At 71.4% G+C, this 24,740-nt stretch carries 27 protein-coding genes, 1 tRNA gene and 2 riboswitches; of the genes, 10 read left to right on the top strand and 18 right to left on the bottom strand.

The annotated features are described in order from the left end of the window. The first annotated feature begins 702 nt into the window (after nucleotides 1-702). Nucleotides 703-3,003: a transglycosylase domain-containing protein gene (locus ACOBQU_RS24085; protein ID WP_423629435.1), complete on the top strand. Its 2,301-nt coding sequence runs from the start codon at nucleotides 703-705 to the stop codon at nucleotides 3,001-3,003. 91 nt (nucleotides 3,004-3,094) lie between these two features. Here ACOBQU_RS24085 and ACOBQU_RS24080 read toward each other — a convergent pair whose 3' ends face one another. The 3 genes from ACOBQU_RS24080 to ACOBQU_RS24070 form a co-directional block, all read right to left on the bottom strand. Continuing rightward, complete coding sequence (locus ACOBQU_RS24080; RefSeq protein ID WP_423629433.1) at nucleotides 3,095-3,415, bottom strand: DMT family transporter; 321 nt, start codon at nucleotides 3,413-3,415, stop codon at nucleotides 3,095-3,097. 31 nt (nucleotides 3,416-3,446) lie between these two features. After that, nucleotides 3,447-3,515: riboswitch (guanidine-III (ykkC-III) riboswitch) on the bottom strand. A gap of 59 nt (nucleotides 3,516-3,574) precedes the next feature. Next, nucleotides 3,575-3,931 carry a GroES family chaperonin gene (locus ACOBQU_RS24075; RefSeq protein ID WP_423629431.1) on the bottom strand — a complete coding sequence of 119 codons (357 nt, stop codon included), beginning with the start codon at nucleotides 3,929-3,931 and terminating at the stop codon, nucleotides 3,575-3,577. A gap of 43 nt (nucleotides 3,932-3,974) precedes the next feature. Then, nucleotides 3,975-4,301, bottom strand: coding sequence for a DUF3618 domain-containing protein (locus ACOBQU_RS24070; protein WP_423629429.1), 327 nt, complete (start codon nucleotides 4,299-4,301; stop codon nucleotides 3,975-3,977). A 141-nt stretch (nucleotides 4,302-4,442) separates the two neighbouring features. On the opposite strand from ACOBQU_RS24070, the gene bcp reads away from it, so the two are divergent. The 4 genes from bcp (at nucleotide 4,443) to ACOBQU_RS24050 (ending at nucleotide 6,439) form a co-directional block, all read left to right on the top strand. Further along, entirely contained in the window at nucleotides 4,443-4,910 is a 468-nt protein-coding gene (bcp, locus tag ACOBQU_RS24065; protein ID WP_423629427.1) for a thioredoxin-dependent thiol peroxidase, read from the top strand. Between the two features lie 108 nt (nucleotides 4,911-5,018). Further along, entirely contained in the window at nucleotides 5,019-5,663 is a 645-nt protein-coding gene (locus tag ACOBQU_RS24060; RefSeq protein ID WP_423634678.1) for an HNH endonuclease signature motif containing protein, read from the top strand. Beyond that, nucleotides 5,660-6,334 carry an HNH endonuclease gene (locus ACOBQU_RS24055; RefSeq protein WP_423629425.1) on the top strand — a complete coding sequence of 225 codons (675 nt, stop codon included), beginning with the start codon at nucleotides 5,660-5,662 and terminating at the stop codon, nucleotides 6,332-6,334. The genes ACOBQU_RS24060 and ACOBQU_RS24055 overlap by 4 nt, the downstream gene beginning before the upstream one ends. Nucleotides 6,335-6,355: 21 nt before the next feature. Continuing rightward, nucleotides 6,356-6,439: transfer RNA gene (locus tag ACOBQU_RS24050), tRNA-Leu, on the top strand. Nucleotides 6,440-6,485: 46 nt separating this feature from the next. On the opposite strand, the gene rdgB is transcribed toward ACOBQU_RS24050, so the two are convergent. The 4 genes from rdgB to ACOBQU_RS24030 all read right to left on the bottom strand — a co-directional run bounded on the left by rdgB (nucleotide 6,486) and on the right by ACOBQU_RS24030 (nucleotide 8,962). Then, the gene (rdgB, locus tag ACOBQU_RS24045) at nucleotides 6,486-7,088 is read right to left on the bottom strand and encodes an RdgB/HAM1 family non-canonical purine NTP pyrophosphatase (protein ID WP_423629423.1); all 603 of its coding nucleotides are present in this window, start codon (nucleotides 7,086-7,088) and stop codon (nucleotides 6,486-6,488) included. A gap of 62 nt (nucleotides 7,089-7,150) precedes the next feature. Then, nucleotides 7,151-7,546 carry a hypothetical protein gene (locus tag ACOBQU_RS24040; RefSeq protein ID WP_423629421.1) on the bottom strand — a complete coding sequence of 132 codons (396 nt, stop codon included), beginning with the start codon at nucleotides 7,544-7,546 and terminating at the stop codon, nucleotides 7,151-7,153. Between the two features lie 136 nt (nucleotides 7,547-7,682). Next, nucleotides 7,683-8,414: a ribonuclease PH gene (rph, locus tag ACOBQU_RS24035; RefSeq protein WP_423629419.1), complete on the bottom strand. Its 732-nt coding sequence runs from the start codon at nucleotides 8,412-8,414 to the stop codon at nucleotides 7,683-7,685. Nucleotides 8,415-8,650: 236 nt separating this feature from the next. Beyond that, nucleotides 8,651-8,962, bottom strand: coding sequence for a glucose PTS transporter subunit EIIB (locus ACOBQU_RS24030; RefSeq protein ID WP_423629417.1), 312 nt, complete (start codon nucleotides 8,960-8,962; stop codon nucleotides 8,651-8,653). Between the two features lie 144 nt (nucleotides 8,963-9,106). Here ACOBQU_RS24030 and ACOBQU_RS24025 point away from each other — a divergent pair, with 144 nt between their 5' ends. After that, a complete protein-coding gene (locus ACOBQU_RS24025; protein ID WP_423629416.1) occupies nucleotides 9,107-10,420 on the top strand; it encodes a PTS transporter subunit EIIC in 1,314 nt (437 codons plus the stop codon). A gap of 251 nt (nucleotides 10,421-10,671) precedes the next feature. Continuing rightward, entirely contained in the window at nucleotides 10,672-11,922 is a 1,251-nt protein-coding gene (locus tag ACOBQU_RS24020) for a PTS transporter subunit EIIC (RefSeq protein ID WP_423629414.1), read from the top strand. A 106-nt stretch (nucleotides 11,923-12,028) separates the two neighbouring features. On the opposite strand, the gene ACOBQU_RS24015 is transcribed toward ACOBQU_RS24020, so the two are convergent. Further along, nucleotides 12,029-12,781 (bottom strand): MBL fold metallo-hydrolase, encoded by a 753-nt coding sequence (locus ACOBQU_RS24015; RefSeq protein WP_423634677.1) that lies wholly within the window; start codon nucleotides 12,779-12,781, stop codon nucleotides 12,029-12,031. Nucleotides 12,782-12,995: 214 nt separating this feature from the next. Here ACOBQU_RS24015 and ACOBQU_RS24010 point away from each other — a divergent pair, with 214 nt between their 5' ends. Further along, nucleotides 12,996-14,099 carry a hypothetical protein gene (locus ACOBQU_RS24010; protein ID WP_423629413.1) on the top strand — a complete coding sequence of 368 codons (1,104 nt, stop codon included), beginning with the start codon at nucleotides 12,996-12,998 and terminating at the stop codon, nucleotides 14,097-14,099. A gap of 25 nt (nucleotides 14,100-14,124) precedes the next feature. After that, nucleotides 14,125-14,556 carry a type II toxin-antitoxin system PemK/MazF family toxin gene (locus ACOBQU_RS24005; RefSeq protein ID WP_423629411.1) on the top strand — a complete coding sequence of 144 codons (432 nt, stop codon included), beginning with the start codon at nucleotides 14,125-14,127 and terminating at the stop codon, nucleotides 14,554-14,556. Nucleotides 14,557-14,820: 264 nt separating this feature from the next. Here ACOBQU_RS24005 and ACOBQU_RS24000 read toward each other — a convergent pair whose 3' ends face one another. From ACOBQU_RS24000 to clpS, 10 genes are all read right to left on the bottom strand, one after another. After that, nucleotides 14,821-15,771 (bottom strand): PLP-dependent cysteine synthase family protein, encoded by a 951-nt coding sequence (locus ACOBQU_RS24000; RefSeq protein WP_423629409.1) that lies wholly within the window; start codon nucleotides 15,769-15,771, stop codon nucleotides 14,821-14,823. A gap of 6 nt (nucleotides 15,772-15,777) precedes the next feature. Continuing rightward, nucleotides 15,778-16,065 (bottom strand): MoaD/ThiS family protein, encoded by a 288-nt coding sequence (locus tag ACOBQU_RS23995; RefSeq protein ID WP_423629407.1) that lies wholly within the window; start codon nucleotides 16,063-16,065, stop codon nucleotides 15,778-15,780. A gap of 166 nt (nucleotides 16,066-16,231) precedes the next feature. Beyond that, nucleotides 16,232-16,336: a putative leader peptide gene (locus tag ACOBQU_RS23990; protein ID WP_318783814.1), complete on the bottom strand. Its 105-nt coding sequence runs from the start codon at nucleotides 16,334-16,336 to the stop codon at nucleotides 16,232-16,234. Nucleotides 16,337-16,639: 303 nt separating this feature from the next. Continuing rightward, nucleotides 16,640-17,467 carry an ABC transporter ATP-binding protein gene (locus ACOBQU_RS23985; protein ID WP_423629405.1) on the bottom strand — a complete coding sequence of 276 codons (828 nt, stop codon included), beginning with the start codon at nucleotides 17,465-17,467 and terminating at the stop codon, nucleotides 16,640-16,642. After that, nucleotides 17,464-18,465: a FecCD family ABC transporter permease gene (locus tag ACOBQU_RS23980; protein WP_423629403.1), complete on the bottom strand. Its 1,002-nt coding sequence runs from the start codon at nucleotides 18,463-18,465 to the stop codon at nucleotides 17,464-17,466. Before ACOBQU_RS23980 ends, ACOBQU_RS23985 begins: the two co-directional genes overlap by 4 nt. Before the next feature lie 154 nt (nucleotides 18,466-18,619). After that, nucleotides 18,620-19,579, bottom strand: coding sequence for an ABC transporter substrate-binding protein (locus tag ACOBQU_RS23975; RefSeq protein WP_423629401.1), 960 nt, complete (start codon nucleotides 19,577-19,579; stop codon nucleotides 18,620-18,622). Nucleotides 19,580-19,624: 45 nt separating this feature from the next. After that, nucleotides 19,625-19,739, bottom strand: a riboswitch (cobalamin riboswitch). Between the two features lie 2 nt (nucleotides 19,740-19,741). Then, nucleotides 19,742-20,164: a Mov34/MPN/PAD-1 family protein gene (locus ACOBQU_RS23970; protein ID WP_423629399.1), complete on the bottom strand. Its 423-nt coding sequence runs from the start codon at nucleotides 20,162-20,164 to the stop codon at nucleotides 19,742-19,744. Between the two features lie 198 nt (nucleotides 20,165-20,362). Next, a complete protein-coding gene (locus ACOBQU_RS23965) occupies nucleotides 20,363-21,850 on the bottom strand; it encodes an amino acid permease (protein WP_423629398.1) in 1,488 nt (495 codons plus the stop codon). A gap of 457 nt (nucleotides 21,851-22,307) precedes the next feature. Next, nucleotides 22,308-22,907, bottom strand: a complete 600-nt coding sequence (locus tag ACOBQU_RS23960) for a DUF2017 domain-containing protein (RefSeq protein ID WP_423629396.1) — start codon at nucleotides 22,905-22,907, stop codon at nucleotides 22,308-22,310. Nucleotides 22,908-22,918: 11 nt separating this feature from the next. Beyond that, the gene (gene clpS / locus ACOBQU_RS23955) at nucleotides 22,919-23,236 is read right to left on the bottom strand and encodes an ATP-dependent Clp protease adapter ClpS (RefSeq protein ID WP_423629394.1); all 318 of its coding nucleotides are present in this window, start codon (nucleotides 23,234-23,236) and stop codon (nucleotides 22,919-22,921) included. Between the two features lie 80 nt (nucleotides 23,237-23,316). Between clpS and ACOBQU_RS23950 the strand changes: the two genes are divergently transcribed. Then, nucleotides 23,317-24,660, top strand: a complete 1,344-nt coding sequence (locus tag ACOBQU_RS23950; protein ID WP_423629392.1) for a nicotinate phosphoribosyltransferase — start codon at nucleotides 23,317-23,319, stop codon at nucleotides 24,658-24,660. Nucleotides 24,661-24,740: the final 80 nt, after the last annotated feature.

Raw genomic sequence — 24,740 nt, 5'->3', positions numbered from 1 at the left:
GCACGGTGGCCCCGGACAGCACGGTGGCCGCCGACCCAACGACGGCCCCGGCACGCCCGGCGGCCCCGCACGCCCCAACGACACCCCCGGCACTCCCGGCCCCACAGGCCCCGCCCGCACCCCAGCCGCGCCCACCGACCCCGCGACCCAGCAGATCCGCCCCGTGAAGGGCCACGAGACGCCCGCTGCGGGCCCCGAGAAGCCCCGTACGGGTCAGGGGCGCCCCGGCGCGGGCAAGCCGCCCCACGGCGCCCAGCAGCACGGCGGCCAGCAGCATGGCGCCCAGCAGGGTCGCACCCCCAGCCCGGCGGCCAGCCGCGCGGCGGTCAGCCGCACGGCTCCCCCACCGACCCCGCCACCCAGCAGATCCGCCCCGTCACCGACCGCCCCGGAGCCCCCGGCGGCGGCCAGCGGCGCGCGGCGGGCGCCGGAGCGGCGGCCGGTGCGGCCGGTGCCGCGGCCGCGCACGGCGATCAGGGCACCCAGCAGCTCCGCGCGGTCTCCGCAGACGGCCCCGGCGGCCCAAGCGGCGGCGGCCCCGGCGGCGGCAAGCCCCAGGGCTGGGCCCCCCGCGAGCCCGAGGGCCCCGAAGGCCCGGGCGAGGGCACCGGCACACCGGCGGACGGCGGCAAGGGCAAGGGCAAGAAGAAGGGCAAGCGCCCCAAGCGCAAGGGCTGGCGGCGGCTCATCCCCACGTGGCGGATGGTGCTCGGCACCTTCATCCTGCTGATCCTGCTCTGCGTGGGCGCGTTCATGACGGGCTACTTCCTCGTGAACATCCCGCCCGCCAACGCCATGGCGACCAAGCAGAGCAACGTCTACCTGTACGCCGACGGCTCGGAGATCGCCCGCGACGGCGAGGTCAACCGCGAGAACGTCCCCCTGTCGAAGGTCCCCAAGCACGTCCAGCACGCCGTGCTCGCCGCCGAGGACCGGGACTTCTACAGCGAGTCCGCCGTCGACCCGAAGGCGATGCTCCGCGCCGCCTTCAACACGGTCACCGGCAAGGGCAAGCAGTCCGGCTCGACGATCACCCAGCAGTACGTGAAGAACTACTACCTGGCGCAGGAGCAGACGATCTCCCGCAAGGCGAAGGAGTTCTTCATCGCGATCAAGCTGGACCGCGAGGTCAGCAAGGACGACATCCTCCAGGGCTATCTGAACACCAGCTACTTCGGCCGCAGCGCGTACGGCGTGCAGGCCGCCGCCCAGGCGTACTACAGCAAGGACGTCGAGGACCTGAGCGTCGCCGAGGGCGCCTACCTGGCGACCCTGGTGAACTCCCCCAACGCCTACGACGTGGCCACCCACCCGGAGAACAAGCCCCGCGCCGTGGCCCGCTGGAACTACGTCCTGGACGGCATGGTCAAGGAGGGCTGGCTGGACCAGGCCGACCGCGACAAGACCAAGTTCCCGATGCCCCAGCAGGCCAAGGGCGCGCCGAACCTGTCCGGCCAGCGCGGCTACGTCGTGAAGGCCGTCGAGGACTACCTCATCGAGAACCGCATCGTCGACGAGGACGCCCTCAGCAAGGGCGGCTACCGCATCACCACCACGCTCCAGAAGCCGAAGCAGGACGCCTTCGTGAAGGCCGTCGACGAGCAGGTGATGTCGAAGGTCGACAAGAAGGCCCGAAAGGTCGACAAGAACGTCCGCGTCGGCGGCGCCTCCGTGGACCCGAAGACCGGCAAGGTCGTCGCGATGTACGGCGGCATCGACTACACCAAGCAGTTCGTGAACAACGCGACCCGCCGCGACTACCAGGTCGGCTCGACCTTCAAGCCGTTCGTGTTCACCGCGGCGGTGGAGAACGGCTCGACCACGCAGAGCGGCAGCCCGATCACGCCGAACACGGTGTACGACGGCAACAACCGCCGCCCGGTCCAGGGCTGGGACGGCGGCACGTACGCACCCGCCAACGAGGACGACGTCCAGTACGGCGACATCACCGTCCGCGAGGCCACGGACAAGTCCGTGAACTCCGTGTACGCGCAGATGGCCGTCGACGTCGGCTCGGACAAGGTCAAGGAGACCGCGGTCGCGCTCGGCGTCCCGGAGAAGACCCCCGACCTGACCGCGTCCCCGTCGATCGCGCTCGGCCCGTCCACGGCGTCCGTCCTGGACATGACCCAGGCGTACGCGACGCTCGCCAACCACGGCAGGCACGGCACGTACACGCTGGTCGAGAAGGTCAGCAAGGACGGCCAGGACATCGCCCTGCCGCAGCGCAAGACGTCCACGGCGGTGAGCCGCGAGGCCGCCGACACCACGACGTCGATCCTCCAGAGCGTGGTGCAGTCCGGCACCGGCCGCGAGGCGCTCGCCGCGGGCCGCCCGGCGGCGGGCAAGACCGGTACGGCGGAGAACGACAAGGCGGCCTGGTTCGCGGGCTACACCCCGGACCTCGCCACCGTCGTCGCGGTGATGGGCCAGGACCCGGTGACGGCGGCGCAGACACCGCTGTACGGGGCGCTCGGCGAGACCCGCATCAACGGCGGCGGCTACCCCGCCAAGGTGTGGGCGCAGTTCACCCGGGACGCCCTGAAGGGCAAGCCGGTCAGGGAGTTCGACCTGGAGATCGAGCCCGGCGCGGACGAGCCGGTCGCCCCGGACCCGTCGCAGTCGGCCGAGGAACCGGACGAGGACGACACCGCCACCGACGGCGCGACCGGCGGCGACGAGGACACCGGCGGCCAGACCGACGGCGGCGCCACGGACGGCGGCCAGACCGGCGGCGGCGACCAGGGCGGCCAGACCGGCGGCGGTGGCGACCAGGGCGGCCAGACGGGTGGCGGCGGCGACCAGGGCGGCCAGACCGGCGGTGGCGGCGACCAGGGCGGCGCCACGGACGGCGGCGCCACCGACGGCGGCGCCACGGACACCGGCGGCACGGCCGACGGCGGCGGCACCGGGGACGGCGGCGCCACGGACACCGGCGGCGCCGCCCAGGGCGCCCTCGGCGGTCTGACCACCGGCCCGGGCGGACGCGGCCGCGGAGACTGACGCACGGCGTACACGGACGCGAACCGAGAACGGAACCCCGCACCCCCTCAGGGGCGCGGGGTTCCGTCGCGTCCGGCGCTCGTGGGCGGCGTCAGTGGCCGCTGGTCGCCTTCAGGCCGACCACCGACACGAGCAGCAGACACACGAAGAAGATCCGGCCCGCGGTGGCGGGCTCCCCCAGGGCCAGCATGCCGACCACGGCGGCACCGGCCGCGCCGATGCCCACCCACACCCCGTACGCCGTACCGATCGGCAGCGACTTGGCCGCGTACGACAGCAGGACCATGCTCGCGACGATGCCCGCGCCGGTGAAGACACTCGGCCACAAGCGGGTGAACCCCTCGGTGAACTTCATGCCGATCGACCAGCCGACCTCGAGCAGACCGGCGACGATGAGCAGGACCCAGGCCATGACGGCACCTCCGGAAAACGTGACTTCAGGGGGTGCGTCGTCTTTGCGGATCCCGGTACGGCGCGTCTCGTCGGGTGCCTCCACGGTAGCAAAGGGCAGCCGAAAGGGCTGGTGACACCGGTCACCAGCCCTTCGTACGCCGCGCCCGGCGGCCTCTCGCTACAGGTACAGGCCCGTGGAGTCCTCCGAGCCCTCGAAGCGGTCCGCGGCCACCGCGTGCAGGTCGCGCTCGCGCATCAGCACGTACGCCGTGCCCCGCACCTCGACCTCGGCCCGGTCCTCCGGGTCGTACAGCACCCGGTCGCCCGGCTCGACCGTGCGCACGTTCTGCCCCACGGCGACCACCTCGGCCCAGGCCAGGCGGCGCCCGACGGCCGCGGTGGCCGGAATCAGGATGCCGCCGCCGGAACGCCGCTCGCCCTCGCTGGTGTCCTGGCGCACGAGCACGCGGTCGTGCAGCATCCGGATCGGCAGCTTGTCGTCGTGGGTGCTGGATTCATGTGTCTTGGCGCTCACGCCCCGAACCTACCTGCCCGCGCGCGCCCTGTACGCCCCCGGGTCAGCCCTTGCGGCGCTTGGAACCGACCGCGAGGAGCCCGACGAGGCCCACGACCACGAGCGCCACCGGCACGATCCGCTCCAGGCGCGGGGCACCGTCCTCCGCGACGAGCTGGCCGCGCACGTCGGAGACGAAGCGGTTCGCGCTCACGTAGGCCCGTCCGAGCGACCGGTCCACACTCGACGCGACCTTCGCCTTGGCGTCGCCGACGATCGTCTTGGGGTGGACCCGCACCCCGATCTCGTCCAGGGTCTCGGCGAGCTGCTCGCGCCGGCGCTTGATGTCCGCCTCGATCTGCGCAGGGGTCCTGGCATCCGCATCCGACACCGCGGGGCCTCCGTGGGTGTGTTCCAGTACGTGGTCGTCCACAGTCTGTCAGCTTCCACCGCACCGCACCCCACAGCACCCCCATTACGCTCGACTCCGTCACCACACCGTTTCGCCCACGCACGTGCGAGGAGACCGAGAATGAGCGAGCGACTGAAGCCCGGCGACACCGCCCCGGCCTTCACCCTGCCGGACGCCGACGGCAAGGAGGTCTCCCTCGCGGACCACCAGGGCCGCAAGGTGATCGTGTACTTCTACCCGGCCGCCCTCACGCCCGGCTGCACCAAGCAGGCCTGCGACTTCACCGACAACCTGGACGTGCTCGCGGCCGCGGGCTACGACGTGATCGGCGTCTCCCCCGACAAGCCGGAGAAGCTCGCGAAGTTCCGCGAGAAGGAGAACCTGAAGGTCACCCTGGTCGGCGACCCGTCCAAGGAGACCCTGGAGGCGTACGGCGCCTTCGGCGAGAAGAAGCTGTACGGCAAGACGGTGACGGGCGTCATCCGCTCCACGGTCGTCGTCGACGAGCACGGCAAGGTCGAGCACGCCTTCTACAACGTCAAGGCCACCGGCCACGTAGCCAAGATCATCCGCGATCTGGGCATCTGACCCTCCGCCCGCTCCTGATCCCGCCTCGGCCCGCGCGTGACTGTCCGATAGTCGGTTCGTTACTCCGTACGAGACCACGAACGAGTGGCCGGAATCGGAGGGAACCGGATGGGGGCAAGCCCGTACACACGGGAACGGCTGGCCGAGGCGGCGGCGTCTTCCGGGACGCTGTCGGAGGCGTTGGGAAAGTTGGGGGTGGATCCGAAGGGGCCGAGCCGCGGGTACATCCGGGCGCGGATGAAAAAGCTGGGCGTGGATACCTCGCACTTCGTGCGGGAGAACGGCGAGCGCTGGACGCGGGAGATATTGGAGCCCGCGGTGGCGGCTTCGCAGAGCGTGAATGATGTGCTGCGGTATCTGGGTATCGGAATTGTGGGTGGCTATCACACGCACATCAGCCGCCGCATCAAGGCGTATGGGATCGACACATCACATTTCGGCAAGCAGGCTCGGTCCGAAATGGTCCCGGATATCCGCAGGAGGCGCACCCCTACGGAGATCCTGATCGTCGCCCCTGCCAGGCGTGTGCCCAACACTCGACTCAAGCGAGCCATGACAGAACTCGGTGTTGTCGAGCAGTGCGCGCTGTGCGGAATCGGGCCGGAGTGGCTGGGTGAACCACTGCCGCTTGAGGTCGACCACGTCGACGGCGATTGGCGCGACAACCGGATCGAGAATCTGCGGCTGCTCTGCCCAAACTGTCACTCCACCACAGATACGTACCGGGGGCGTGGCAAGGGAAGGCGGTCATGAACGAGCCGCCAGTCCGCTACACGCGAGAGCTGCTCGCGGAAGCGGCCGAGAACTGTTCGTCCATCGACGACGTCATCGCGTTCCTGGGGAAACGCCCTGACCGGAACCTCCGCAGCTACCTGTTCAAACGGTTCCGCCACTTCGGAATCGACGTAACGCACCTGCGTCTCTGGAAGCGCCGCACCAGGCTGCACACACGGCCCGAGGCGGCCACTCTCCGCAAAGCCGTAGCGGAGTCCGAGTCCATCGCCGGGACGCTTCGGTTCCTGGAGCGACCGAACAACCAGGCGCAGCGGAGCATGCTGCGCGATTGGATCGCTGAGGAACGAATAGACACGTCCCACTTCCTCGGTCAGGCGCACCAACGGGGCAAGCCAGGCACCACCCCGAGGAAGACGGCTGGGGCCATCCTGGTCAAGCACGGCGGCCGTCGCCGAGCCGAGAGCTACCTACTCCGTCGGGCCCTGCGCGAGGTCGGCGTCCCCGAAGAGTGCGACAGGTGCGGGACCCCACCCGAATGGAACGGCAAGCCCATGACCCTGGAGATCGACCACATCAACGGCGACTGGAGCGACGACCGGCGCGAGAATCTGCGGTTGCTGTGTCCCAACTGCCACGCGATCACCAGTACGTGGTGCAGAGGAGGCCAGCGGTCGCGAGCGAGGGGCTGACCGGTACCATGGCTAGCGCCCGCGGCGGTGGTGCAATGGCGACACAGCAGACTTAGGATCTGTGGCCCTTGATCGGGCTTGAGGGTTCGAATCCCTCCCGCCGCACATGGATGGCCTGCGAATCGAAGGATCGATTCGCAGGCCATTTCTGTTAGCCCAGCAGCTCCCGCACCACCGGCACCAGCGCCCTGAACGCCTTGCCTCGGTGGCTGATCGCGTTCTTCTCCTCCGGTGTGAGCTCGGCGCACGTGCGCGTGTCGCCCTCCGGCTGGAGGATCGGGTCGTAGCCGAAGCCGCCCGTGCCGGAGGGGGCGTGGCGGAGGGTGCCGAGGAGGCGGCCCTCGACGACGCGTTCGGTGCCGTCGGGGAGGGCGAGGGCGGCGGCGCAGAAGAAGTGGGCGCCGCGGTGCTCGTCGGCGATGTCGCCGAGCTGGGCGAGCAGCAGGTCGAGGTTGGCCTTGTCGTCGCCGTGGCGTCCGGACCAGCGGGCGGAGAAGATGCCGGGGGCGCCGCCGAGGACGTCGACGCAGAGGCCGGAGTCGTCGGCGACGGCGGGCAGGCCGGTGGCCTGGGCGAGGGCGTGGGCCTTGAGCAGGGCGTTCTCGGCGAAGGTGACGCCGGTCTCCTTGACGTCGGGGACCTCGGGGAAGGCGTCGGCGCCGACGAGTTCGTGGTCGAGTCCGGCGTCGGCGAGGATCGCGCGGAGTTCGGTGAGCTTGCCGGTGTTGCGGGTGGCGAGGATCAGGCGGGTCATGGCACCAGTATCCGTCCCGTCGGCGGGACCTGGTCGCCGGGCCGTGACCCGCCCGGGGCGGGTCAGGTGCAGGCCTTGGTGACCTTGCGGGCCGCGTCGACGACGGGGCTGAGGTCGGGGGTCTCGTCGCCGTCGTCGACGGCTTTCTCGACGTTGTCGACGGCCTTCTGCATCTCGTCGACGGCTTCGCGGATGTCCTCGTCGTCCTCGTGGTCCCGGCGGATGTCGTCGAGGTCGTCGCGGATCTTGTCGAAGCGCTTCTCGGACTTCCGGTCGGGGTAGAGGACGGCGTCCTGGGCGGCCCTCCGCAGCGCGTCGGCGCCGTCCGACACGGCGTCGGCGGCCTGGACGCAGTCGACGGCGTCCTTGGGGTCGCAGGCCACGAGGCCGAGTGTCGCCGGGACGGCTAGGAGAGCGGTGGTGACGGCGACGGTGATGCGCCGGTGACGCACGGCCATGGATGGGTCCCTCCCGTTACGCGGTGGCGGGCACGCGGCTGTGCCCGCACGCCTCATACCCCTGAGAACGCCGGGGTTTGCCGCAAGGGTTGCCTCGGGGGTGCCGGGGAGGGACCGAACTGGCCGTGTCCGTTCGTTACTTGGCCGCTTCGAGTGCTTCGCACTGGAGCGCGGTGAGCTGGGCGCAGCCGCCGACGGCGAGGTCGAGGAGCGCGTTCAGTTCGTCGCGGGCGAAGGGGGTGGCCTCGGCGGTGCCCTGGACCTCGACGAAGCGGCCGTCGCCGGTGCAGACGACGTTCATGTCGGTGTCGGCCTTGACGTCCTCTTCGTAGGCGAGGTCGAGGAGGGGTACGCCGTCGACGATGCCGACGGAGACGGCGCTGACGGTGCCGGTGAGGGGCTTGCGGCCCGCCTTGATGAGCTTCTTGCCCTGGGCCCAGGTGACGGCGTCGGCGAGGGCGACGTAGGCGCCGGTGATGGCGGCGGTGCGGGTGCCGCCGTCGGCCTGGAGGACGTCGCAGTCGAGGACGATGGTGTTCTCGCCGAGGGCCTTGTAGTCGACGACGGCGCGCAGGGAGCGGCCGATGAGGCGGGAGATCTCGTGGGTGCGGCCGCCGATCTTGCCGCGGACGGATTCGCGGTCGCCGCGGGTGTTGGTGGAGCGGGGCAGCATGGAGTACTCGGCGGTGACCCAGCCTTCGCCGGTGCCCTTGCGCCAGCGGGGGACGCCCTCGGTGACGGAGGCCGTGCAGAAGACCTTGGTGTCGCCGAAGGAGACGAGGACGGAGCCTTCGGCGTGCTTGCTCCAGCCGCGGTCAAGGGTGACGGGGCGGAGCTGATCGGGGGTACGGCCATCGAATCGGGACATGGCGTTGAGCCTAGCCGGTGCGTAGGGGGCTGCCCTGGTGCGGGTTTCGTCGCGCTGCGCGCTCGTCCTCAAGCGCCGGACGGGCTTTTCTCCCGCGCGGGCCCCCGTGCCCTGGCGGGCATCGCCGCGTACGTGCGGCGGGCTTTTCTCCCCCTGGCGCGCTTTCTTCCGCGCATGTGCGAAGGCCCCGTTCCGGTCGGGTGGAGCGGGGCCTTCTCAGACCGGTGGGGCCGGTCTCACATCATGTCTTCGATTTCGGCCGCGATGGGGTCCGCGTCGGTGCCGATGACGACCTGGATGGCCGTGCCCATCTTCACCACGCCGTGCGCGCCCGCGGCCTTCAGGGCGGCCTCGTCGACCAGGTCCGGGTCGTTGACCTCGGTGCGGAGGCGGGTGATGCAGCCTTCGACCTCTTCGATGTTGTCGAGGCCGCCGAGCCCGGCGACGATCTTCTCAGCCTTGCTGGCCATTGCTTTCTCCCTGCTGTGAAAGGACGCGGCCTCAACACCGTAGGTCCGCTTTGTCACGGTAACGCACGGTTGGCCCATCTTCGCGGGCGGTCACGGCGGCCGCACCCCATCATGACGATCAAGGTGTCGCCCCTCGTGGGGGCGGTGCCGCACACCCGTCCGCAACTGGTCTACACCAGTTTTCAACGACCGCCAAACCGGCGGGTTCCAGGAGGAACGCCGATGAGTTCCGACGCCGCCGCGGCCCCACGGAAGAAGAGGTGGAACGGCCTCTTCCAGGGCCTCCAGAAGATGGGCCGCAGCCTTCAGCTGCCCATCGCCGTGCTGCCCGCCGCGGGCATCCTGAACCGGCTGGGCCAGCCGGACGTCTTCGGCGACGACGGCCTCGGCTGGACGAACGTCGCGAAGGTGTTCGCCGCCGCGGGCGGCGCCCTGCTCGACTCCTCGCTCGGCCTGCCCCTGCTGTTCTGCATCGGCGTCGCCATCGGCATGGCCAAGAAGGCGGACGGCTCCACGGCGCTCGCGGCGGTCGCGGGCTTCCTCGTCTACTACGCCGTCCTGCGCGCGTTCCCCGACGACTGCCCCGCGGGCGCGGACTTCGCGGGCGCCGGGATGTGGAGCGGGGTGTGCGTGACCGGGGAGGGGGCGCCGACGCAGGCCGCGTACCAGAACCCGGGAGTGTTCGGCGGCATCGTGATGGGCCTGCTCGCGGCCTGGTTCTGGCAGCGCTACCACCGGGTGCGCCTTGTCGACTGGCTGGGCTTCTTCAACGGCCGCCGCCTGGTGCCGATCATCATGTCGTTCGTCGGCCTGGTCTTCGCGGGCCTGTGCGTGTGGGTCTGGCCGCCGATCGGCGACGGGCTGACCAGCTTCTCCAAGTGGCTGGTCGACCTCGGCTGGCTGGGCTCGGGGATCTTCGGCGTGGCCAACCGCGCGCTGCTCACGGTGGGCCTGCACCAGTTCCTGAACACGTTCGTCTGGTTCCAGTTCGGCGACTACACCAAGGCGGACGGCACGGTCGTCCACGGCGACATCAACCGGTTCCTCGCCGGGGACCCGTCGGCGGGCCAGTTCACCAGCGGCTTCTTCCCGATCATGATGTTCGCGCTCCCGGCCGCCGCCCTCGCGATCACGCACGCGGCCCGCCCCGAGCGCCGCAAGGTGGTCGGCGGCATGATGCTCTCGGTCGGCCTGACGTCGTTCGTCACCGGCATCACCGAGCCGATCGAGTACTCGTTCCTGTTCATCGCGCCCGCCCTGTACGCGATCCACGCGGTGCTCACCGGTGTCTCGATGGCGGTGACGTGGGCGCTCGGGGTCAAGGACGGCTTCAGCTTCTCGGCGGGCCTGATCGACTACGTCATCAACTGGAGCCTGGCCACCAAGCCCTGGCTGATCATCCCCATCGGGCTGGTTTTCGCCGTCGTCTACTACGCGTTGTTCCGGTTCGTCATCCAGCGCTTCGACCTGCCCACGCCGGGGCGTGAACCGGAAGAGGAGGCACAGGCGTTGGACGCCGAGCAGACCAAGGCCTAGGCGGTTTCGCCCCGGCCTGCGGGGCGGAAGCGGAAGAGCCGGACGGTACCCTCTACAAGGCCCTCGGACCCTGCGGTCCGGGGGCCTTTCGCCGCGTTCGCGGGGCTATGGCCGAGCCCACAGGAATGGCGGGTTCCTTATGTCGCCTTCACCGTGTTACAACAGGTCTACACCACTGAGTGGTGTAGACCACTTGGCTGCTGTCGCACCCCCGAACTGTCCCCTGACAGCACCCGCACATGGAGGAAGTCATGAGTACGGCCACCGCCAAGGCGGCCCCCGCGAAGAAGCGGGGCTCCGGCCTGTTGCAGGGCTTGCAGAAGGTCGGCCGCAGCCTTCAGCTGCCCATCGCCGTGCTGCCCGCCGCGGGCATCCTGCTCCGCCTCGGCCAGCCCGACGTGTTCGGCGCGGACGGCCTGGGCTGGGGCAAGGTCGCCACGGTGTTCGCCAACGCCGGTGACGCGGTCTTCGCCAACATGCCGCTGCTGTTCTGCATCGGCGTCGCCATCGGCTTCGCGAAGAAGGCGGACGGCTCCACGGCCCTCGCCGCGCTCGTCGGCTTCCTGGTCTACACGAACGTCCTCAAGGCGTTCCCGGTGACCGAGGCGAAGATCACCAAGGGTGCCGACATCGCCGCCACGTACAACGACCCCAAGGTCTTCGGCGGCATCATCATGGGCCTGATATCCGCCGTGGTCTGGCAGAAGTTCCACCGCACCAAGCTGGTGGACTGGCTCGGCTTCTTCAACGGCCGCCGTCTGGTGCCGATCATCATGGCCTTCATCGGCACCGGCATGGGCGTCTTCTTCGGCCTGTGCTGGGGCCCGGTCGGCGACGCCATCACCAGCTTCGGCGAGTGGATGACCGGCCTCGGCTCCATCGGCGCGGGCATCTTCGGCGTGGTCAACCGCGCGCTGCTCCCGGTCGGCATGCACCAGTTCGTGAACACCGTCGCCTGGCAGGAGATCGGCTCCTTCACGGACTCCGCCGGTGCCGTCTGGCACGGCGACATCCAGCGCTTCATGCACGGCGACCCGACCGCGGGCCAGTTCATGTCGGGCTTCTTCCCGATCATGATGTTCGCGCTGCCCGCCGTGGCGCTCGCCATCACCCACGCGGCCCGCCCCGAGCGCCGCAAGGTCGTCGGCGGCATGATGATGTCCCTCGCGCTGACCTCGTTCGTCACCGGCATCACCGAGCCGATCGAGTTCGCGTTCATGTTCATCGCCCCGGCGCTGTACGTGATCCACGCGATCCTCACGGCCGTCGCGATGACGGTCACCTGGGCGCTCGGCGTGCACCACGGCTTCACCTTCTCCGCCGGTGCCATCGACTACGTACTGAACTGGAAGTTCGCGGAGAAGCCCTGGCTGATCATCCCGATCGGCCTGGCGTTCGCGGCCGTCTACTACGTGGTCTTCCGCTTCGCGATCGTCAAGTTCAACATCCCGACCCCGGGCCGCGAGCCCGAGGAGGAGATCGAGGACCTGACCAAGGCGTAGCCCTCGGCCAGCCACGGCGAAGGCCCCGGAACCGCGTGGTTCCGGGGCCTTCGCCGTGCCGGGCCGCCCCTGGCGTATCGATACGCCGGATCGGCGGGGCCGCGGCTCAGACCTCGTACGTCGCTCCGGGCGCCGCCAGCTCCACGGGTCCCGCGAAGGCCTCCCGGGCGTCGGCCAGATTGACCTCGGCGTCCGTCCACGGCGGGATGTGCGTGAGGACCAGGCGGCCCACTCCGGCGCGGCGGGCGGACTCGCCCGCCTCGCGGCCGTTGAGGTGCAGGTCCGGGATGTTCTCCTTGCCGTGTGTGAACGCGGCCTCGCACAGGAACAGGCCGCAGCCCGCGGCGAGTTCGTCGAGCGCCTCGCACGGGCCGGTGTCCCCGGAGTACGTCAGCGACGCCCCGCCGTGCTCCACGCGCACCCCGTACGCCTCCACCGGGTGGCACACCTTCTCGGTCCGCACCGAGAACGGGCCGATGTCGAAGGCGCCCGGCTTGACCGTGTGGAAGTCGAAGACCTCGCTCATCGACGACGCGGACGGCGTGTCGGCGTACGCCGTGGTCAGGCGCTGCTCGGTGCCCTCGGGCCCGTACACCGGGATGGGCGCGCAGCGGCCGCCCTCGTGGCGGTAGTAGCGGGCCACGAAGTACGCGCACATGTCGATGCAGTGGTCGGCGTGCAGATGGCTGAGGAAGATCGCGTCGAGGTCGTACAGACCGATGTGGCGCTGCAGCTCGCCCAGGGCGCCGTTGCCCATGTCGAGCAGCAGCCGGAAGCCGTCGGCCTCGACGAGGTAGCTCGAACAGGCCGAGTCCGCGGACGGAAACGACCCCGAGCAGCCGACGACGGTGAGCTTCATATAGCTGGAACCTCCGCGCTGGCGGTCGGGGGAAACGGGGGCGTGCGGTCCGTCGAGCGTAAGGCGCGAAAGCACGGCACGCTCCTCCGTCGTGGGCCGTTGTGGGCGAACTCACCTGGGGTGTCACCGGTTCGGGGGGCCGTCGGGGGCGGGGCCCCGGTGGGGCCCCGGGGGAGAATGGGAGGGAAGGTTTCGGCTCGGGCCCCTGAGGGGTGTGGGGGTGCTGGGGATGGCGGGGCGGGCGGCGACGGCGGCCGGGCGGCGGGCCTCGCTGGTGACGGCGGGCCTCGCGGTGGCGCTGCTGCTGGTGTCCGGCTTCTTCTCCGCCGCCGTGCCGGACGCGCTCGCCCGGGAGCGGGCCTACGTCTCGGCGCCCGCCTGTGCGCCCGGGGCGCGGTCGCAGGGGTGTACGACGACGGTGTCCGCGACCGTCCGGGGCAGGGACGAGCGGTCGCGGGGCCGCGACACGCGGTACTGGCTGCGGGTCGCCGAGCGGGACGGCGGGGCGGTGCGGCGCGTGCGGATGTCCGGCTCGACGCTGTACGACGTGGTGCGCGCCGGGGACCGGGTGGCGCTGACGTCGTGGCGCGGGGAGGTCCGCCGGGTGCGGTTCGGGACGGCCGTCGAGGAGACCGCGGCCTCACCGGTCGGCGACTGGCGGCTGCCGCTGGGCGTCGGCCTCGGGACGGGGCCCATCGCGCTGGGCTTCCTCGGTACGGCCTGGTGGTCGCGGCGGCGCTACGCCACCGCCGCGCACGCCAGCCCCTGGCAGCTCGCCGTGGGGATCGTGGGCGGGGCGCTGCTCGGCTGCGTCGGCTTCGTCGCGGCTCAGGTCAGCCCGGGGGTGGGCGAGTCCCTGCTGGTCACGGCCCTCGCGGTGCTCCCGGTGGCGGCGCTGACGGCGCTGTGCGCGGGGTTGCTGCGGCGGCGGCAGCGGCGGGCCGTTGACACCGGCGACATCGTCCCGGTGGTGCCCGACGGGCGGCGGTGCGTGCGCGCGGCCGTCCTCGGGGACGCGTCGTACGGCCCGTACGGTGCGGAGGGCTTCGACCACCTGGTCGTCGGGGACGGGCCGCCCGCCGTCACGCCCGACCCGGACGGGCGCGTCGCCCGCAGGCCGCTGCCGCCGACTCTGAGCGTGGTCGGGGTGCGGGCGCCGCGGCCCGACGACTGGCCGCTGCTCGCGGGCGGCGGCACGTACGACACCGTGGTCATCGAGTGCCGCGACGGCGGTGCGACGGTCCTCGTCGTCCTCGACCGGGCGGACGCGCCGGTCGTCCTCGGCGCGCTGCGGGCGGCCGCGCGGGCGGCGGGCTGAGGGGCGCGCCGGTACCGTCGGTGCCATGGACACGTCCTGGTGGCTCGCCCTCGCCGCCGTCGTCGTGCTCGCGCTCGTCGTCACGGTGGTGGACGGCTGGGGGCGCTCCCCGCGGGGCGCCTCGCGGCGGGCGCGGCGGGCTGCCCCTGGCGGGGCGGAGCCTCGGGGCGGGGAGATCTGGTGGGTGCGGGACGCCGGGGGCGGCGGGGTGGAGCGGCCGTTCCTGGTGCTGTCCGTGCGGGGGGACCGGGTGGTCGTCGCGGGGATCAGTACGCGGTACCACGACGGGCGGGCCGGGGTGATCGCCCTGCCGCCGGGGGCCGTGGGGGACGTGCGGGGGCGGGCCCGCTTCGTTGAGCCGGGCGTGGTGCGGGAGCGGGCCCTGGGGGACTTCCGGCGGCGCGGCGGGGTGGTGGACCCGGCGGTGTGGGACCAGGTGCGGCACCTCGGGGGTTAGCCGTCGCGGGGGCGCCCCAGACCCGCCCCTTCCCGAACCAGGGGCGGCTGCCCCTGGCACCCCGCTTTTCGGCGCTCCGCGCCTCGTCCTCAAACGCCGGACGGGCTGGATCTTCGCGGCTCGGGCTGAGTTCTGCCGGTTGCGGCGGAGTTTAAGCCCGTCCGGCGTTTGAGGACGAGCCGCGAAGCGGCGATGAACGGGGGTGCCAGGGGGCTGGCCCCATGGTTTCGGGAAGGGGCGGGTCTGGGCGCCTCCCCGCGAGGGCTATGCCCAGAGTTGGCCCTGGACCGTCGCGATGGCCTCCTCCGTCGTCGGTGCCGTGTACAGGCCCGTGGACAGGTACTTCCAGCCGCCGTCGGCGACGACGAAGACGATGTCGGCGGACTCGCCCGCCTTGAGGGCCTTGCGGCCGACGCCGATCGCCGCGTGGAGGGCGGCGCCGGTGGAGACCCCGGCGAAGATCCCCTCCTCCTTGAGGAGTTCACGCGTGCGGGTCACCGCGTCGGCGGAGCCGACGGAGAAGCGGGTGGTGAGCACGGAGGCGTCGTACAGCTCGGGCACGAAGCCCTCGTCGAGGTTGCGCAGGCCGTAGACGAGGTCGTCGTACCGCGGCTCCGCGGCGACGATCCTCACGTCGGGCTTGTGCTCGCGCAGGTAGCGCCCGACGCCCATGAGGGTGCCGGTGGTGCCGAGCCCGGCCACGAAGTGCGTGATGGAGGGCAGGTCGGCGAGGATCTCGGGGCCGGTGGTGGCGTAGTGGGCGCCCGCGTTGTCCGCGTTGCCGTACTGGTAGAGCATCACCCAGTCGGGGTGCTCGGCCGCCAGTTCCTTCGCGACGCGCACGGCCGTGTTGGAGCCCCCCGCCGCGGGCGACGAGATGATCTCCGCGCCCCACATGGTGAGCAGGTCGCGCCGCTCCCGCGAGGTGTTCTCCGGCATGACGCACACGATGCGGTAGCCCTTGAGGCGGGCCGCCATCGCGAGGGAGATGCCGGTGTTGCCGGAGGTGGGTTCGAGGATGGTGCAGCCGGGGGTCAACCGGCCGTCCTTCTCCGCCTGTTCCACCATGTGGAGCGCGGGGCGGTCCTTGACGGAGCCGGTGGGGTTGCGGTCCTCCAGCTTGGCCCAGACGCGGACGTCGGCGGACGGCGACAGGCGCGGGAGGCGGACCAGCGGCGTGTTGCCGACGGCCGCGAGCGGGGAGTCGTAGCGCATGAGCGGTCAGCTCATGCCGCCCGCGACCGCGGGCAGGATCGTGACGCTGTCGCCGTCGGAGAGCTTGGTGGCGACGCCCTCCAGGAAGCGGACGTCCTCGTCGTTCAGGTACACGTTCACGAAGCGGCGCAGCTCGTTGCCCTTGTCCTTGTCGACGAGGCGGTCCTGGATGCCCGCGTGCCGGGTCTCAAGGTCGGCGAAGAGGGCGGCGATGGTGTCGCCGTTGCCCTCGACGGCCTTCTCGCCGCCGGTGTAGGTGCGGAGGATGGTCGGGATGCGGACCTCGATGGCCATGGCGTTGGGCTCCTGTCGGAAGGGGTTGGCGTCGGGTACGGGCGCGGTCCGGGGCGGCCCCGGGGTACGGCCGGGTGGTGCGGGCGGTGCGGGGCGCCCGGAGCCGGGCGTGCGGCACCCCGGGGCGCGGGAGGCGTACGGCGGCGCTGCCGCGCGGCGGCGCCCGTCAGCGCCGACAGATCGCGCTGGCGAGACGGCACAGGTCGACGTGCAGCCTGCCGACGAGCAGTGCGCCCGGCGTCGTGTCGATGCTCACGTCGTTCGAAACCATGCGCTCATCGTAACGATTCCCGGTCCGGGCTCCGGAATGTGATCTCGCATACCGGACGGATCGCGTTCGCCACCCGGACACTGGCGGGGGCGCCCTCAGCGGACCGGCGGTGCCCCGCCGCACGGCCCGCCCTCGTCCCGTCCCGGACGCCGCTGGCCAATCCGCCGGGGGCCGGACATCCAGCCGCGCGCACGTGACGCTTTCCGCGCCGGCGTCACCATTCCCGGGCAGTACACCGTCGCCTCCGGGCCGCTGCCCCCGTCGGGCGCCTCGCCGCGGGCCCGCCCACAGCGTCCGCCCCGCTCAGGCGCCCGCCGACGGCAGGTACGTGACCGTCGGGGCGCCCGTGGTGGGGTGGACCGCCACCTCGGCCCGCACCCCGTAGACCTCCACGAGCAGCTCGGCGGTGAGGACCTCCTCCGGTGGGCCGCAGGCCACGGCGCGGCCGCCGTCCAGGACGTACAGGCGGTCGCAGTAGTACGCGGCGAGCGTCAGGTCGTGCAGGGCCAGCAGGTTGGCCGTGCCGAGGGCCCGGACCAGGCCGAGGATCTCCAACTGGTAGCGGATGTCCAGGTGGTTGGTCGGCTCATCGAGGACGAGCACGTCCGGTTCCTGCACCAACGCGCGGGCGAGCAGCGCCCGTTGGCGCTCACCGCCGGACAGCTGCCCGAAGGGGCGGTCGACCAGGCCGTCGGCGCCCACGCGTTCCAGGGCGGCGTCGACCAGGGCGCGGTCGGCGGCCGTGTCCGCCTCCCAGAAGCGCTTGTGCGGGGAGCGGCCCATGGCGACGATCTGCCGGACGGTGAGGTCGAAGCCGGTCTGCCCGTCCTGCGGGACGGTGGCGATCCGGCGGGCCCGCGCCTTGGCCCCGGCCGCCGCGAGGTCCGCCCCGTCGAGCAGCACCCGGCCCGCCGTGGGCCGCAGCGTCCCGTACACGCAGCGCAGCAGCGTCGTCTTGCCGCTGCCGTTGGGGCCGACCAGGCCCACCGTCTCGCCTGCGGAGACGGCCAGTGAGACGCCGTCGACGAGGCGGCGGCCCGAGGGGGTGTCGTAGGCGAGGTCGTCGGTGCGCAGCACCGCGCCCGGCGGCGCGGGCGCCACCGCCTCCGGCACGTCGTCCGGCGCCGTCATGACGTCACCCCCTCGCGCGCCTTGCTCCGCCGCAGCTGCCACAGGAAGAACGGCCCCCCGGTGAGCGCGGTGAGCACGCCCACCGGCACGTCCTGCGGCGCCGCCACCGTGCGCGCCGCGAGGTCGGCGAGGACCAGGAACACCGCCCCCATCAGCGCGGCCACCGGGAGCAGCGCCCGGTGCCCGGAGCCGACCAGCATGCGGGCCGCGTGCGGCACCATCAGGCCGACGAAGCCGATGGCCCCGCTGTGCGCGACGAGGACACCGGTCACCAGGGAGGCCAGCGCGAAGGCGCCCGCGCGGAACCGGGCCGTGTCCAGGCCGAGGACGGTGGCGCCCTCCTCGCCGACGAGCAGCAGGTCGAGCGGGCGGGCCAGGGCGATCAGCAGGGCCGTGCCCACCGCGAGCACGGTCAGCGGCAGCGCGAGCATGTCCCAGCGGGCGCTGCCGAGCCCGCCGAGCGTCCAGTACATGACCTCCTTGAGGTGGTCGGCGCGGGCCGACACCACCAGGATGAGGCTGGTCAGGGCGGACAGGACGTACGAGACGGCGACGCCCGCGAGGACCAGGCGGCCGGTGGTGAAGCCGCCGCCCGGTTCCCGGGCGAGCACGTACACCACGAGCAGCGCGAGGAACGCGCCGACGAAGGCCGCCGCCGGGATGGTCACCGTGGTGGCCAGGCCCGCGCCCACCCCCAGGACGATCACCGCGACGGCGCCCGCGGAGGCGCCCGAGGAGACGCCGAGCAGGAACGGGTCGGCCAGCGGGTTGCGGACCAGGGCCTGAAGGGTGGTGCCGATCACGGCGAGGCCCGCGCCGACGGCCGCGCCGAGCAGGACCCTGGGGAGGCGGACGTCCAGGATGATCGTGCGGTACGGGGACGGCTCCCGCGCCCTGCCCGTGAGGATGTCGACGACGTCGGCGGGCGGGATGCTGACGGAGCCGTAGGCCAGCGCGGCGGTGCCCGCGGCCGCGAGGGCGAGGGTGAGGGCGGCCATGAGGGTGGCGTAGGCGGCCCTGCCGGGTGGCCCCCAGGCCCGCCCCTTCCCGAACCGGGGGCTGCCGCCCCGGGGCCCCGCTCATCGCGCTTCGCGCTCGTCCTCAAACGCCGGACAGGCTTGATCTCTGCCGGGGCAGGCTTGTCGGTGCGGGTCACGGCAGTTGCTCCGCCAGCTTCTCCACGGCCCCTGGCGCCCTCACCCCCAGCACCACGTCCGACAGCGGCAGGACCGCGAAGCGCTTGTTCCTGATGGCGGGGACGTCCTTGAGGGCGGGGTCGGTCAGGAGGCGCTTCTTCTTCTGGGCGACCGTGGTGGCGCCGTAGTCGTAGATCAGGATGACCTCGGGGCGGCGGTCCACGACCGTCTCCCAGGAGGCGTCGGCGAAGGACTTGTCGAGGTCGGCCATGACGTTGCGGCCGCCCGCGCGCTCGATGATGTCGTTGCCGATGCCGCGGCCGCCCGCGGTGAACGCGGTCTTGTCGCCGCTGTCGTAGACGAAGACGGACGCCTTCCGCTTGCCCTTGGCCTTCTCGGCGGTGCGGGCCAGTTCGGCCCTGGCGGCGCGCACCCACTTCTCGGCGCGGTCGCGGACGCCGAACGTGGCGCCCGCCTCGCGGACCTCGCGGTAGACGTCGGCCATGGTGACCGGCTTCTTCGCGCAGCCCTCGATGTTCAGGCGGCTGTTGATGCCGGACTTGGCGAGGGCCTCGCGGGAGCGGCCGTCACCGGCGGCGAAGGCGCTCGGGTAACCGCCGTACACGAAGTCGGGGTTGGCGGCGAGGAGCTTCTCGTAGGAGGGGTACTCCTTGGCGAGCACCGGGCGGGACGCGTAGGCCTTCGCGTACTTCGGCAGGACCTTGTCGTCGAGGTAGGCGGTCCCGGCGAGGCGGTCCTCCAGGCCCAGCTCCAGGAGGACCTCCGTGGCGTGCTGGTTCATGGTGACGGCGCGCTCGGGGGGCGCCTTGTACGTCGTCTTCACACCGCAGTTGGTGACGGTGTACGGGAATCCGGCGGACCGGGGTGCGGACTTGGCGTCGGGTTCCGGGGTGGCCGAGCAGGCGGTGAGCGGCAGCAGGATCGCCGCCGTGGTGAGCAGCACGCGGGTGCGCATGGTGGTGCGGGCCTCCTCCAGGGGATTTCCGCGTCCCCTGAGTGTGGTGGGAGGAGGCGGCAGGGCAGTTCCTGGCTTCCGGCACGGGTGTGCCGGTCACAGTGGCGGGACCGCGCCGGATTCGCACCGGCTTCCTGGGTCCTGCCGCCTCTGAGGTCGGCTTCAGTATGCCTGGACGACCTTGACCTCTTCTTCGGTGACCTCGCCGTCCACGATGCGGAACGAGCGGAACTGGAAGGGGCCGAGGCCGTCGGTGTCGGCGGTGGAGACCAGGACGTAGTGGGCGCCCGGCTCGTTGGCGTAGCTGATGTCGGTGCGGGAGGGGTAGGCCTCCGTGGCGGTGTGCGAGTGGTAGATGACGACCGGTTCCTCGTCGCGGTCGTCCAGCTCGCGGTACAGCTTGAGCAGGTCGGTCGAGTCGAACTCGTAGAACGTGGGTGAGCGGGCCGCGTTCAGCATCGGGATGAACCGCTCGGGGCGGTCACTGCCCGCCGGGCCCGCGACGACGCCGCACGCCTCGTCGGGGTGGTCCTCACGGGCGTGCGCGACGATCTGGTCGCGCAGGGCCTGGGTGATGGTCAGCATGTGGGCCAGGATAAGCAGCACGGACATGCGAAGGGGCCGCCGCGTACCAGCATGTGGTACGCGACGGCCCATATCGTGGATATTGCGTCTCGGCGGTACGACAGCGCCCGAAGGGGCGCGGGGCGGTGTCCATCGGCGGCTCCGCCGCGCGGGCGCGCCCAGCCACGGACGGCCCGCGGATCCGGCGAGACGCAGAGGTCAGTCCTTGGCCCCAGGCACAGCGGCAGCGCCCCCGTGCGCCCGCTTCTTGAAGGCGGCGGCCTCCGGGTTGCGGCTCTTGAGCACCAGGTAGGACACGCACAGCAGGGCGGCCCAGATCGGGGCGCAGTACAGGGAGATCCGCGCGTCCTTGTCGATGCCCATCATCACGATGACCATGCCGATGAAGGCGAGCGCGAACCAGCTGGTGTACGGGGCTCCGGGGGCGCGGAAGGTGGACTGCGGCAGGATGCCGCGCTCGGCCTTGCGGCGGTAGTTGATCTGGGAGACCAGGATCATGATCCAGGCCCACATGCCGGAGATGGTGGCGAAGGAGACGACGTAGTTGAACGCCTCGCCGGGCCACTGGTAGTTGATCCACACGCCGACGAGCATCAGCGCGGCGGAGAAGGTGGTGCCGACGAGCGGCAGGCCGTTCTTGGTGAGCTTGGTGAAGAACGTCGGGCCCTGGCCGTTGAGCGCGAGGTCGCGCAGCATGCGGCCGGTGGAGTACATGCCGGAGTTGCAGGAGGACAGGGCGGCGGTGAGGACCACGAAGTTCACGATCGCGGCGCCGATGCCGAGGCCCATCTTCTCGAAGGCGGCGACGAACGGCGAGACGCCGGGCTGGAAGTGCGTCCACGGCACGACCGAGAGGATCATGATCAGGGCGCCGACGTAGAAGACGGCGATGCGCCACGGCACGGTGTTGATCGCCTTGGGCAGGGTCTTCTTCGGGTCCTTGGACTCGCCCGCGGTGACGCCGACCAGCTCCACGGCGAGGAAGGCGAACATCACGATCTGGAGGGTCATCAGCGTGTTGCCGATGCCGTTGGGGAAGAAGCCGCCGTTGTCCCACAGGTGCGTCACGGAGGCGGAGTCACCGGCGTCGGAGAAGCCGATGGTGAGGATTCCGGCGCAGATCAGGATCATGCCGATGATGGCGGTGACCTTGACCATGGAGAACCAGAACTCCAGCTCGCCGAAGAGCTTCACGGAGATCAGGTTGGCGCCGTAGAGGACGACGGTGAAGATCAGGGCGAACACCCATTGCGGCACGGACTTATGGGTCCAGTACTGCATGTACTGGGCGGCCGCGGTGACTTCGGTGATGCCGGTGACGACCCAGAAGAGCCAGTACGTCCAGCCGGTGACGAACCCGAAGAAGGGGCCGACGAACTCGCGCGCGTACTCGGAGAACGAGCCCGAGACGGGCCGGTACATGAGGAGCTCACCGAGCGCCCGCATGATGAAGAAGATCACGAGGCCCGCGATGGCGTAGGCGAGGATGAGGCTGGGCCCGGCCTTGTGGATGGCCTTGCCCGCACCGAGGAACAGGCCGGTGCCGATGGCACCGCCGATCGCGATCATCTGGATCTGCCGGGCGCCGAGCCCGCGCTGATATCCCTCGCTGTCGCCGGACGTACCCGTTCCGGCCGCCGCGGCCTCATTGCCGTCGTGGTGCTCTTCGACCTGCGCTGAGGTCATGCTGACGCCTTTCTCCATGCTGATCCGCGCCGCGAACTGCGGTGTCGCGCGGACCAGGTCGTGATCCCCCGGATGGTGATGGAGTGCCGCCGACGGTCTGTCGGCCCCTGGCGCCCTCGGTGAACATGGGTGGCGTCACCGAGTGGTCGTGAACATTTATCACGACCGTCACAGTGATCGAATGAGCCAGAGGTGACCCACATCACAGGGAGAAGCGGACAAAAGGAGAATTCTCCTCCAGAGCGGGGCAACGAGGTGACCCGATCGTTATGCGGATTTGAGCGTCCGTTGAGCGAACGTTCTCGATCTTCAAAGCGGCGTCACACGACCCCCGGGAAACCGTCACGCGCCCCCGCCTGATCCTCACGCGGCCCGGGGGCGCACCGGCCGGATCGCACCGCGGCCCTGAGGCACCGACGGGATCCCGGGCGGCAGCCACGGCGCACCGGCCGGATCCTCACGCGAGGAGCGTCTCCACCAGGGTCTCCTGGAGGCCGCCCAGCCACAGGTAGGCCATCACCATCGGCTTGCGCGGGTCGGAGTCCGGCAGGCGGTACAGCACCTCGGTGTCGTCCTCGTCGGTCACGTCGAGCCGGGTGCCGATCGCGAGCCGCAGGTCGTTGAGCGCGCCGAGCCAGTGCCGCGACTCGTCGCCGGACAGCTTCAGGACCGCGCCGCCCTCCCCGGCGACCGTCAGGGCGTCCAGGGAGCGGATGACCGCGAGGGCGTCGTCCCGCTTGCGGGCCCGCAGGTCGTTCTCGGTGAAGCGGCGGAACTCGGCGGAATACGCCCGCAGTTCCTCCTCGTCACCCGCCTCGCTTCCGGGGCCGCCGTAGGCGTCGGGGAGCAGCCGCCTGAGCACCGGGTCGGCGGGCGGCTCGCTCGGGCCCTCGGCGAACAGTTCGGCCAGCGGGTCGCTCTCGCCGTCCGCGGCCTCCTCCCCCGGCCCGATCAGCTCCAGGAGCTGCACCGCGAGCGAGCGGATGATCGAGATCTCGACCTCGTCGAGCGCGACGGCCGCGCCGCCACCCGGAATGGGTTCAAAGTGTCCTGGCATCAGTCGCGTCGCTACTTCCGGTCCTGCTGAAGGGTGGCCCACAGTCCGTACCCGTGCATCGCCTGCACGTCGCGCTCCATCTCCTCGCGGGTGCCGGTGGAGACCACGGCCCGGCCCTTGTGGTGCACGTCGAGCATCAGCTTGGTGGCCTTGTCCTTGGAGTAACCGAAGTACGTCTGGAAGACATAGGTCACGTAGCTCATCAAATTGACCGGATCGTTGTGCACGAGGGTGATCCAGGGGACGTCCGGCTCGGGGACCGCGAAGGCCTCTTCGCTCGCGTCCGGGCGGGTGATCTCTACGGGAGCCGCGCTACTCACTTGTCCCATGCTGCCACCCGCGAGGGCCTGCCGCACAAACGGACCCCCGAAATCGTCAGAGTGACGAGATGCGGGGTAGCATCCGTCCCATGAACTCTGGGAACTCTGGGGAGCGTGACCTGGGGCTGCCGGTGGACGTGCCGTCGACCGCGCTCTTCACGGATCACTACGAGTTGACGATGCTCCAAGGCACCCTCAAGTCGGGCGCCGCGCACCGCCGCTCCGTGTTCGAGGTCTTCACGCGCCGACTGCCCGAGGGCCGCCGCTACGGCGTGGTGGCCGGGACCGGCCGGGTCCTGGACGCCGTCGAGAACTTCCGCTTCGACTCCGGCGTCCTCGACTTCCTGCGCGAGCGGGGCGTGGTCGACGAGCCAACGCTCCAGTGGCTGGCGTCCTACCGCTTCAGCGGGGACATCTGGGGCTATCCCGAGGGCGAGGTGTACTTCCCCGGCTCGCCGGTCCTGCGCGTCGAGGGCAGCTTCGCGGAGTGCGTGCTCCTGGAGACCGTGGTCCTGTCGATCCTCAACCACGACTCGGCGATCGCCGCCGCCGCGTCCCGCATGGCCTCCGCCGCGGGCGACCGGCCGCTGATCGAGATGGGCGCGCGCCGCACGCACGAGCTGGCCGCCGTGGCCGCGTCCCGGGCCGCGTACGTCGGCGGCTTCACCACCACCTCGAACCTGGCCGCCGGGTTCCGCTACGGCATCCCGACCGTCGGCACCTCCGCGCACGCCTTCACCCTGGTGCACGACAGCGAGCGCGACGCCTTCCAGGCGCAGGTGGACGTCCTGGGCCGCGGCACCACCCTCCTCGTCGACACCTACGACGTGGGCGACGCCGTCCGGATGGCCGTGGAGATCGCCGGGCCCGAGCTGGGCGCCGTGCGCATCGACTCCGGCGACCTGCTCCTGGTCGCCCACCGGGTGCGCAAGGAGCTGGACGAGCTGGGCGCCACCCACACCAAGATCGTGGTCACCTCCGACCTGGACGAGTACGCCATCGCCTCGCTGGCGGCGGCGCCCGTGGACGCGTACGGCGTGGGCACCCAGCTCGTCACCGGCTCCGGGCACCCGACCTGCTCCATGGTGTACAAGCTGGTGGCCCGCGCCCGCTCCGCCGACCCCGGGGCGCCGCTCGAACCCGTCGCGAAGAAGTCCCTCGGCGGCAAGTACTCCGTCGGCGGGCGCAAGTGGGCCGCGCGCCGCCTCGACGAGCACGGCGTCGCCGAGGCCGAGGTCGTCGGCACCGGGCCCGTCCCCGCCGACCTGGCCGACCGGCAGCTGCACGTCGAGCTGGTCAGGGGCGGCGAGGTCGTCGCCCGGGAGCCGCTGGACACCGTGCGGGAGCGGCACGCCGCCGCACGGGAGCGGCTGCCGCTGTCGGCGACCCAGCTGTCGCGCGGGGAGGCGGTGATCCCGACCGAGTTCGTGTGAGGGACCGGGACCCGGTGTGCCCGGCTGCCGCCGAGTGCGCCGAGCGCCGTCTCCCGCAGCCCACGTGAAGTCCCTACGCT

Origin of the sequence: Streptomyces sp. G45, from assembly GCF_049542095.1 — a bacterium.
In the GTDB taxonomy this organism is placed as follows: domain Bacteria; phylum Actinomycetota; class Actinomycetes; order Streptomycetales; family Streptomycetaceae; genus Streptomyces.
The sequence above is the reverse complement of the archived record's forward strand: the minus strand, read 5'-3'. Positions and strand labels throughout refer to the sequence as shown.

Excerpts from the sequence above, each read along its gene's own strand:
- ACOBQU_RS24040 (WP_423629421.1), bottom strand. The coding sequence starts at position 7,546 with ATGGCCGTGCGTCACCGGCGCATCACCGTCGCCGTCACCACCGCTCTC.
- ACOBQU_RS24025 (WP_423629416.1), top strand. The coding sequence starts at position 9,107 with ATGAGTTCCGACGCCGCCGCGGCCCCACGGAAGAAGAGGTGGAACGGC.
- ACOBQU_RS24015 (WP_423634677.1), bottom strand. The coding sequence starts at position 12,781 with ATGAAGCTCACCGTCGTCGGCTGCTCGGGGTCGTTTCCGTCCGCGGAC.
- ACOBQU_RS23985 (WP_423629405.1), bottom strand. The coding sequence starts at position 17,467 with ATGACGGCGCCGGACGACGTGCCGGAGGCGGTGGCGCCCGCGCCGCCG.
- rph (WP_423629419.1), bottom strand. The coding sequence starts at position 8,414 with ATGTCCCGATTCGATGGCCGTACCCCCGATCAGCTCCGCCCCGTCACC.
- ACOBQU_RS24020 (WP_423629414.1), top strand. The coding sequence starts at position 10,672 with ATGAGTACGGCCACCGCCAAGGCGGCCCCCGCGAAGAAGCGGGGCTCC.
- ACOBQU_RS23990 (WP_318783814.1), bottom strand. The coding sequence starts at position 16,336 with ATGGTTTCGAACGACGTGAGCATCGACACGACGCCGGGCGCACTGCTC.
- ACOBQU_RS23965 (WP_423629398.1), bottom strand. The coding sequence starts at position 21,850 with ATGACCTCAGCGCAGGTCGAAGAGCACCACGACGGCAATGAGGCCGCG.
- clpS (WP_423629394.1), bottom strand. The coding sequence starts at position 23,236 with ATGGGACAAGTGAGTAGCGCGGCTCCCGTAGAGATCACCCGCCCGGAC.
- ACOBQU_RS24055 (WP_423629425.1), top strand. The coding sequence starts at position 5,660 with ATGAACGAGCCGCCAGTCCGCTACACGCGAGAGCTGCTCGCGGAAGCG.
- ACOBQU_RS24080 (WP_423629433.1), bottom strand. The coding sequence starts at position 3,415 with ATGGCCTGGGTCCTGCTCATCGTCGCCGGTCTGCTCGAGGTCGGCTGG.
- ACOBQU_RS23980 (WP_423629403.1), bottom strand. The coding sequence starts at position 18,465 with ATGGCCGCCCTCACCCTCGCCCTCGCGGCCGCGGGCACCGCCGCGCTG.
- ACOBQU_RS23950 (WP_423629392.1), top strand. The coding sequence starts at position 23,317 with ATGAACTCTGGGAACTCTGGGGAGCGTGACCTGGGGCTGCCGGTGGAC.
- ACOBQU_RS23995 (WP_423629407.1), bottom strand. The coding sequence starts at position 16,065 with ATGGCCATCGAGGTCCGCATCCCGACCATCCTCCGCACCTACACCGGC.
- rdgB (WP_423629423.1), bottom strand. The coding sequence starts at position 7,088 with ATGACCCGCCTGATCCTCGCCACCCGCAACACCGGCAAGCTCACCGAA.
- bcp (WP_423629427.1), top strand. The coding sequence starts at position 4,443 with ATGAGCGAGCGACTGAAGCCCGGCGACACCGCCCCGGCCTTCACCCTG.
- ACOBQU_RS23975 (WP_423629401.1), bottom strand. The coding sequence starts at position 19,579 with ATGCGCACCCGCGTGCTGCTCACCACGGCGGCGATCCTGCTGCCGCTC.
- ACOBQU_RS24005 (WP_423629411.1), top strand. The coding sequence starts at position 14,125 with ATGGACACGTCCTGGTGGCTCGCCCTCGCCGCCGTCGTCGTGCTCGCG.
- ACOBQU_RS24085 (WP_423629435.1), top strand. The coding sequence starts at position 703 with ATGGTGCTCGGCACCTTCATCCTGCTGATCCTGCTCTGCGTGGGCGCG.
- ACOBQU_RS24000 (WP_423629409.1), bottom strand. The coding sequence starts at position 15,771 with ATGCGCTACGACTCCCCGCTCGCGGCCGTCGGCAACACGCCGCTGGTC.
- ACOBQU_RS24060 (WP_423634678.1), top strand. The coding sequence starts at position 5,019 with ATGGGGGCAAGCCCGTACACACGGGAACGGCTGGCCGAGGCGGCGGCG.
- ACOBQU_RS23960 (WP_423629396.1), bottom strand. The coding sequence starts at position 22,907 with ATGCCAGGACACTTTGAACCCATTCCGGGTGGCGGCGCGGCCGTCGCG.
- ACOBQU_RS24030 (WP_423629417.1), bottom strand. The coding sequence starts at position 8,962 with ATGGGCCAACCGTGCGTTACCGTGACAAAGCGGACCTACGGTGTTGAG.
- ACOBQU_RS23970 (WP_423629399.1), bottom strand. The coding sequence starts at position 20,164 with ATGCTGACCATCACCCAGGCCCTGCGCGACCAGATCGTCGCGCACGCC.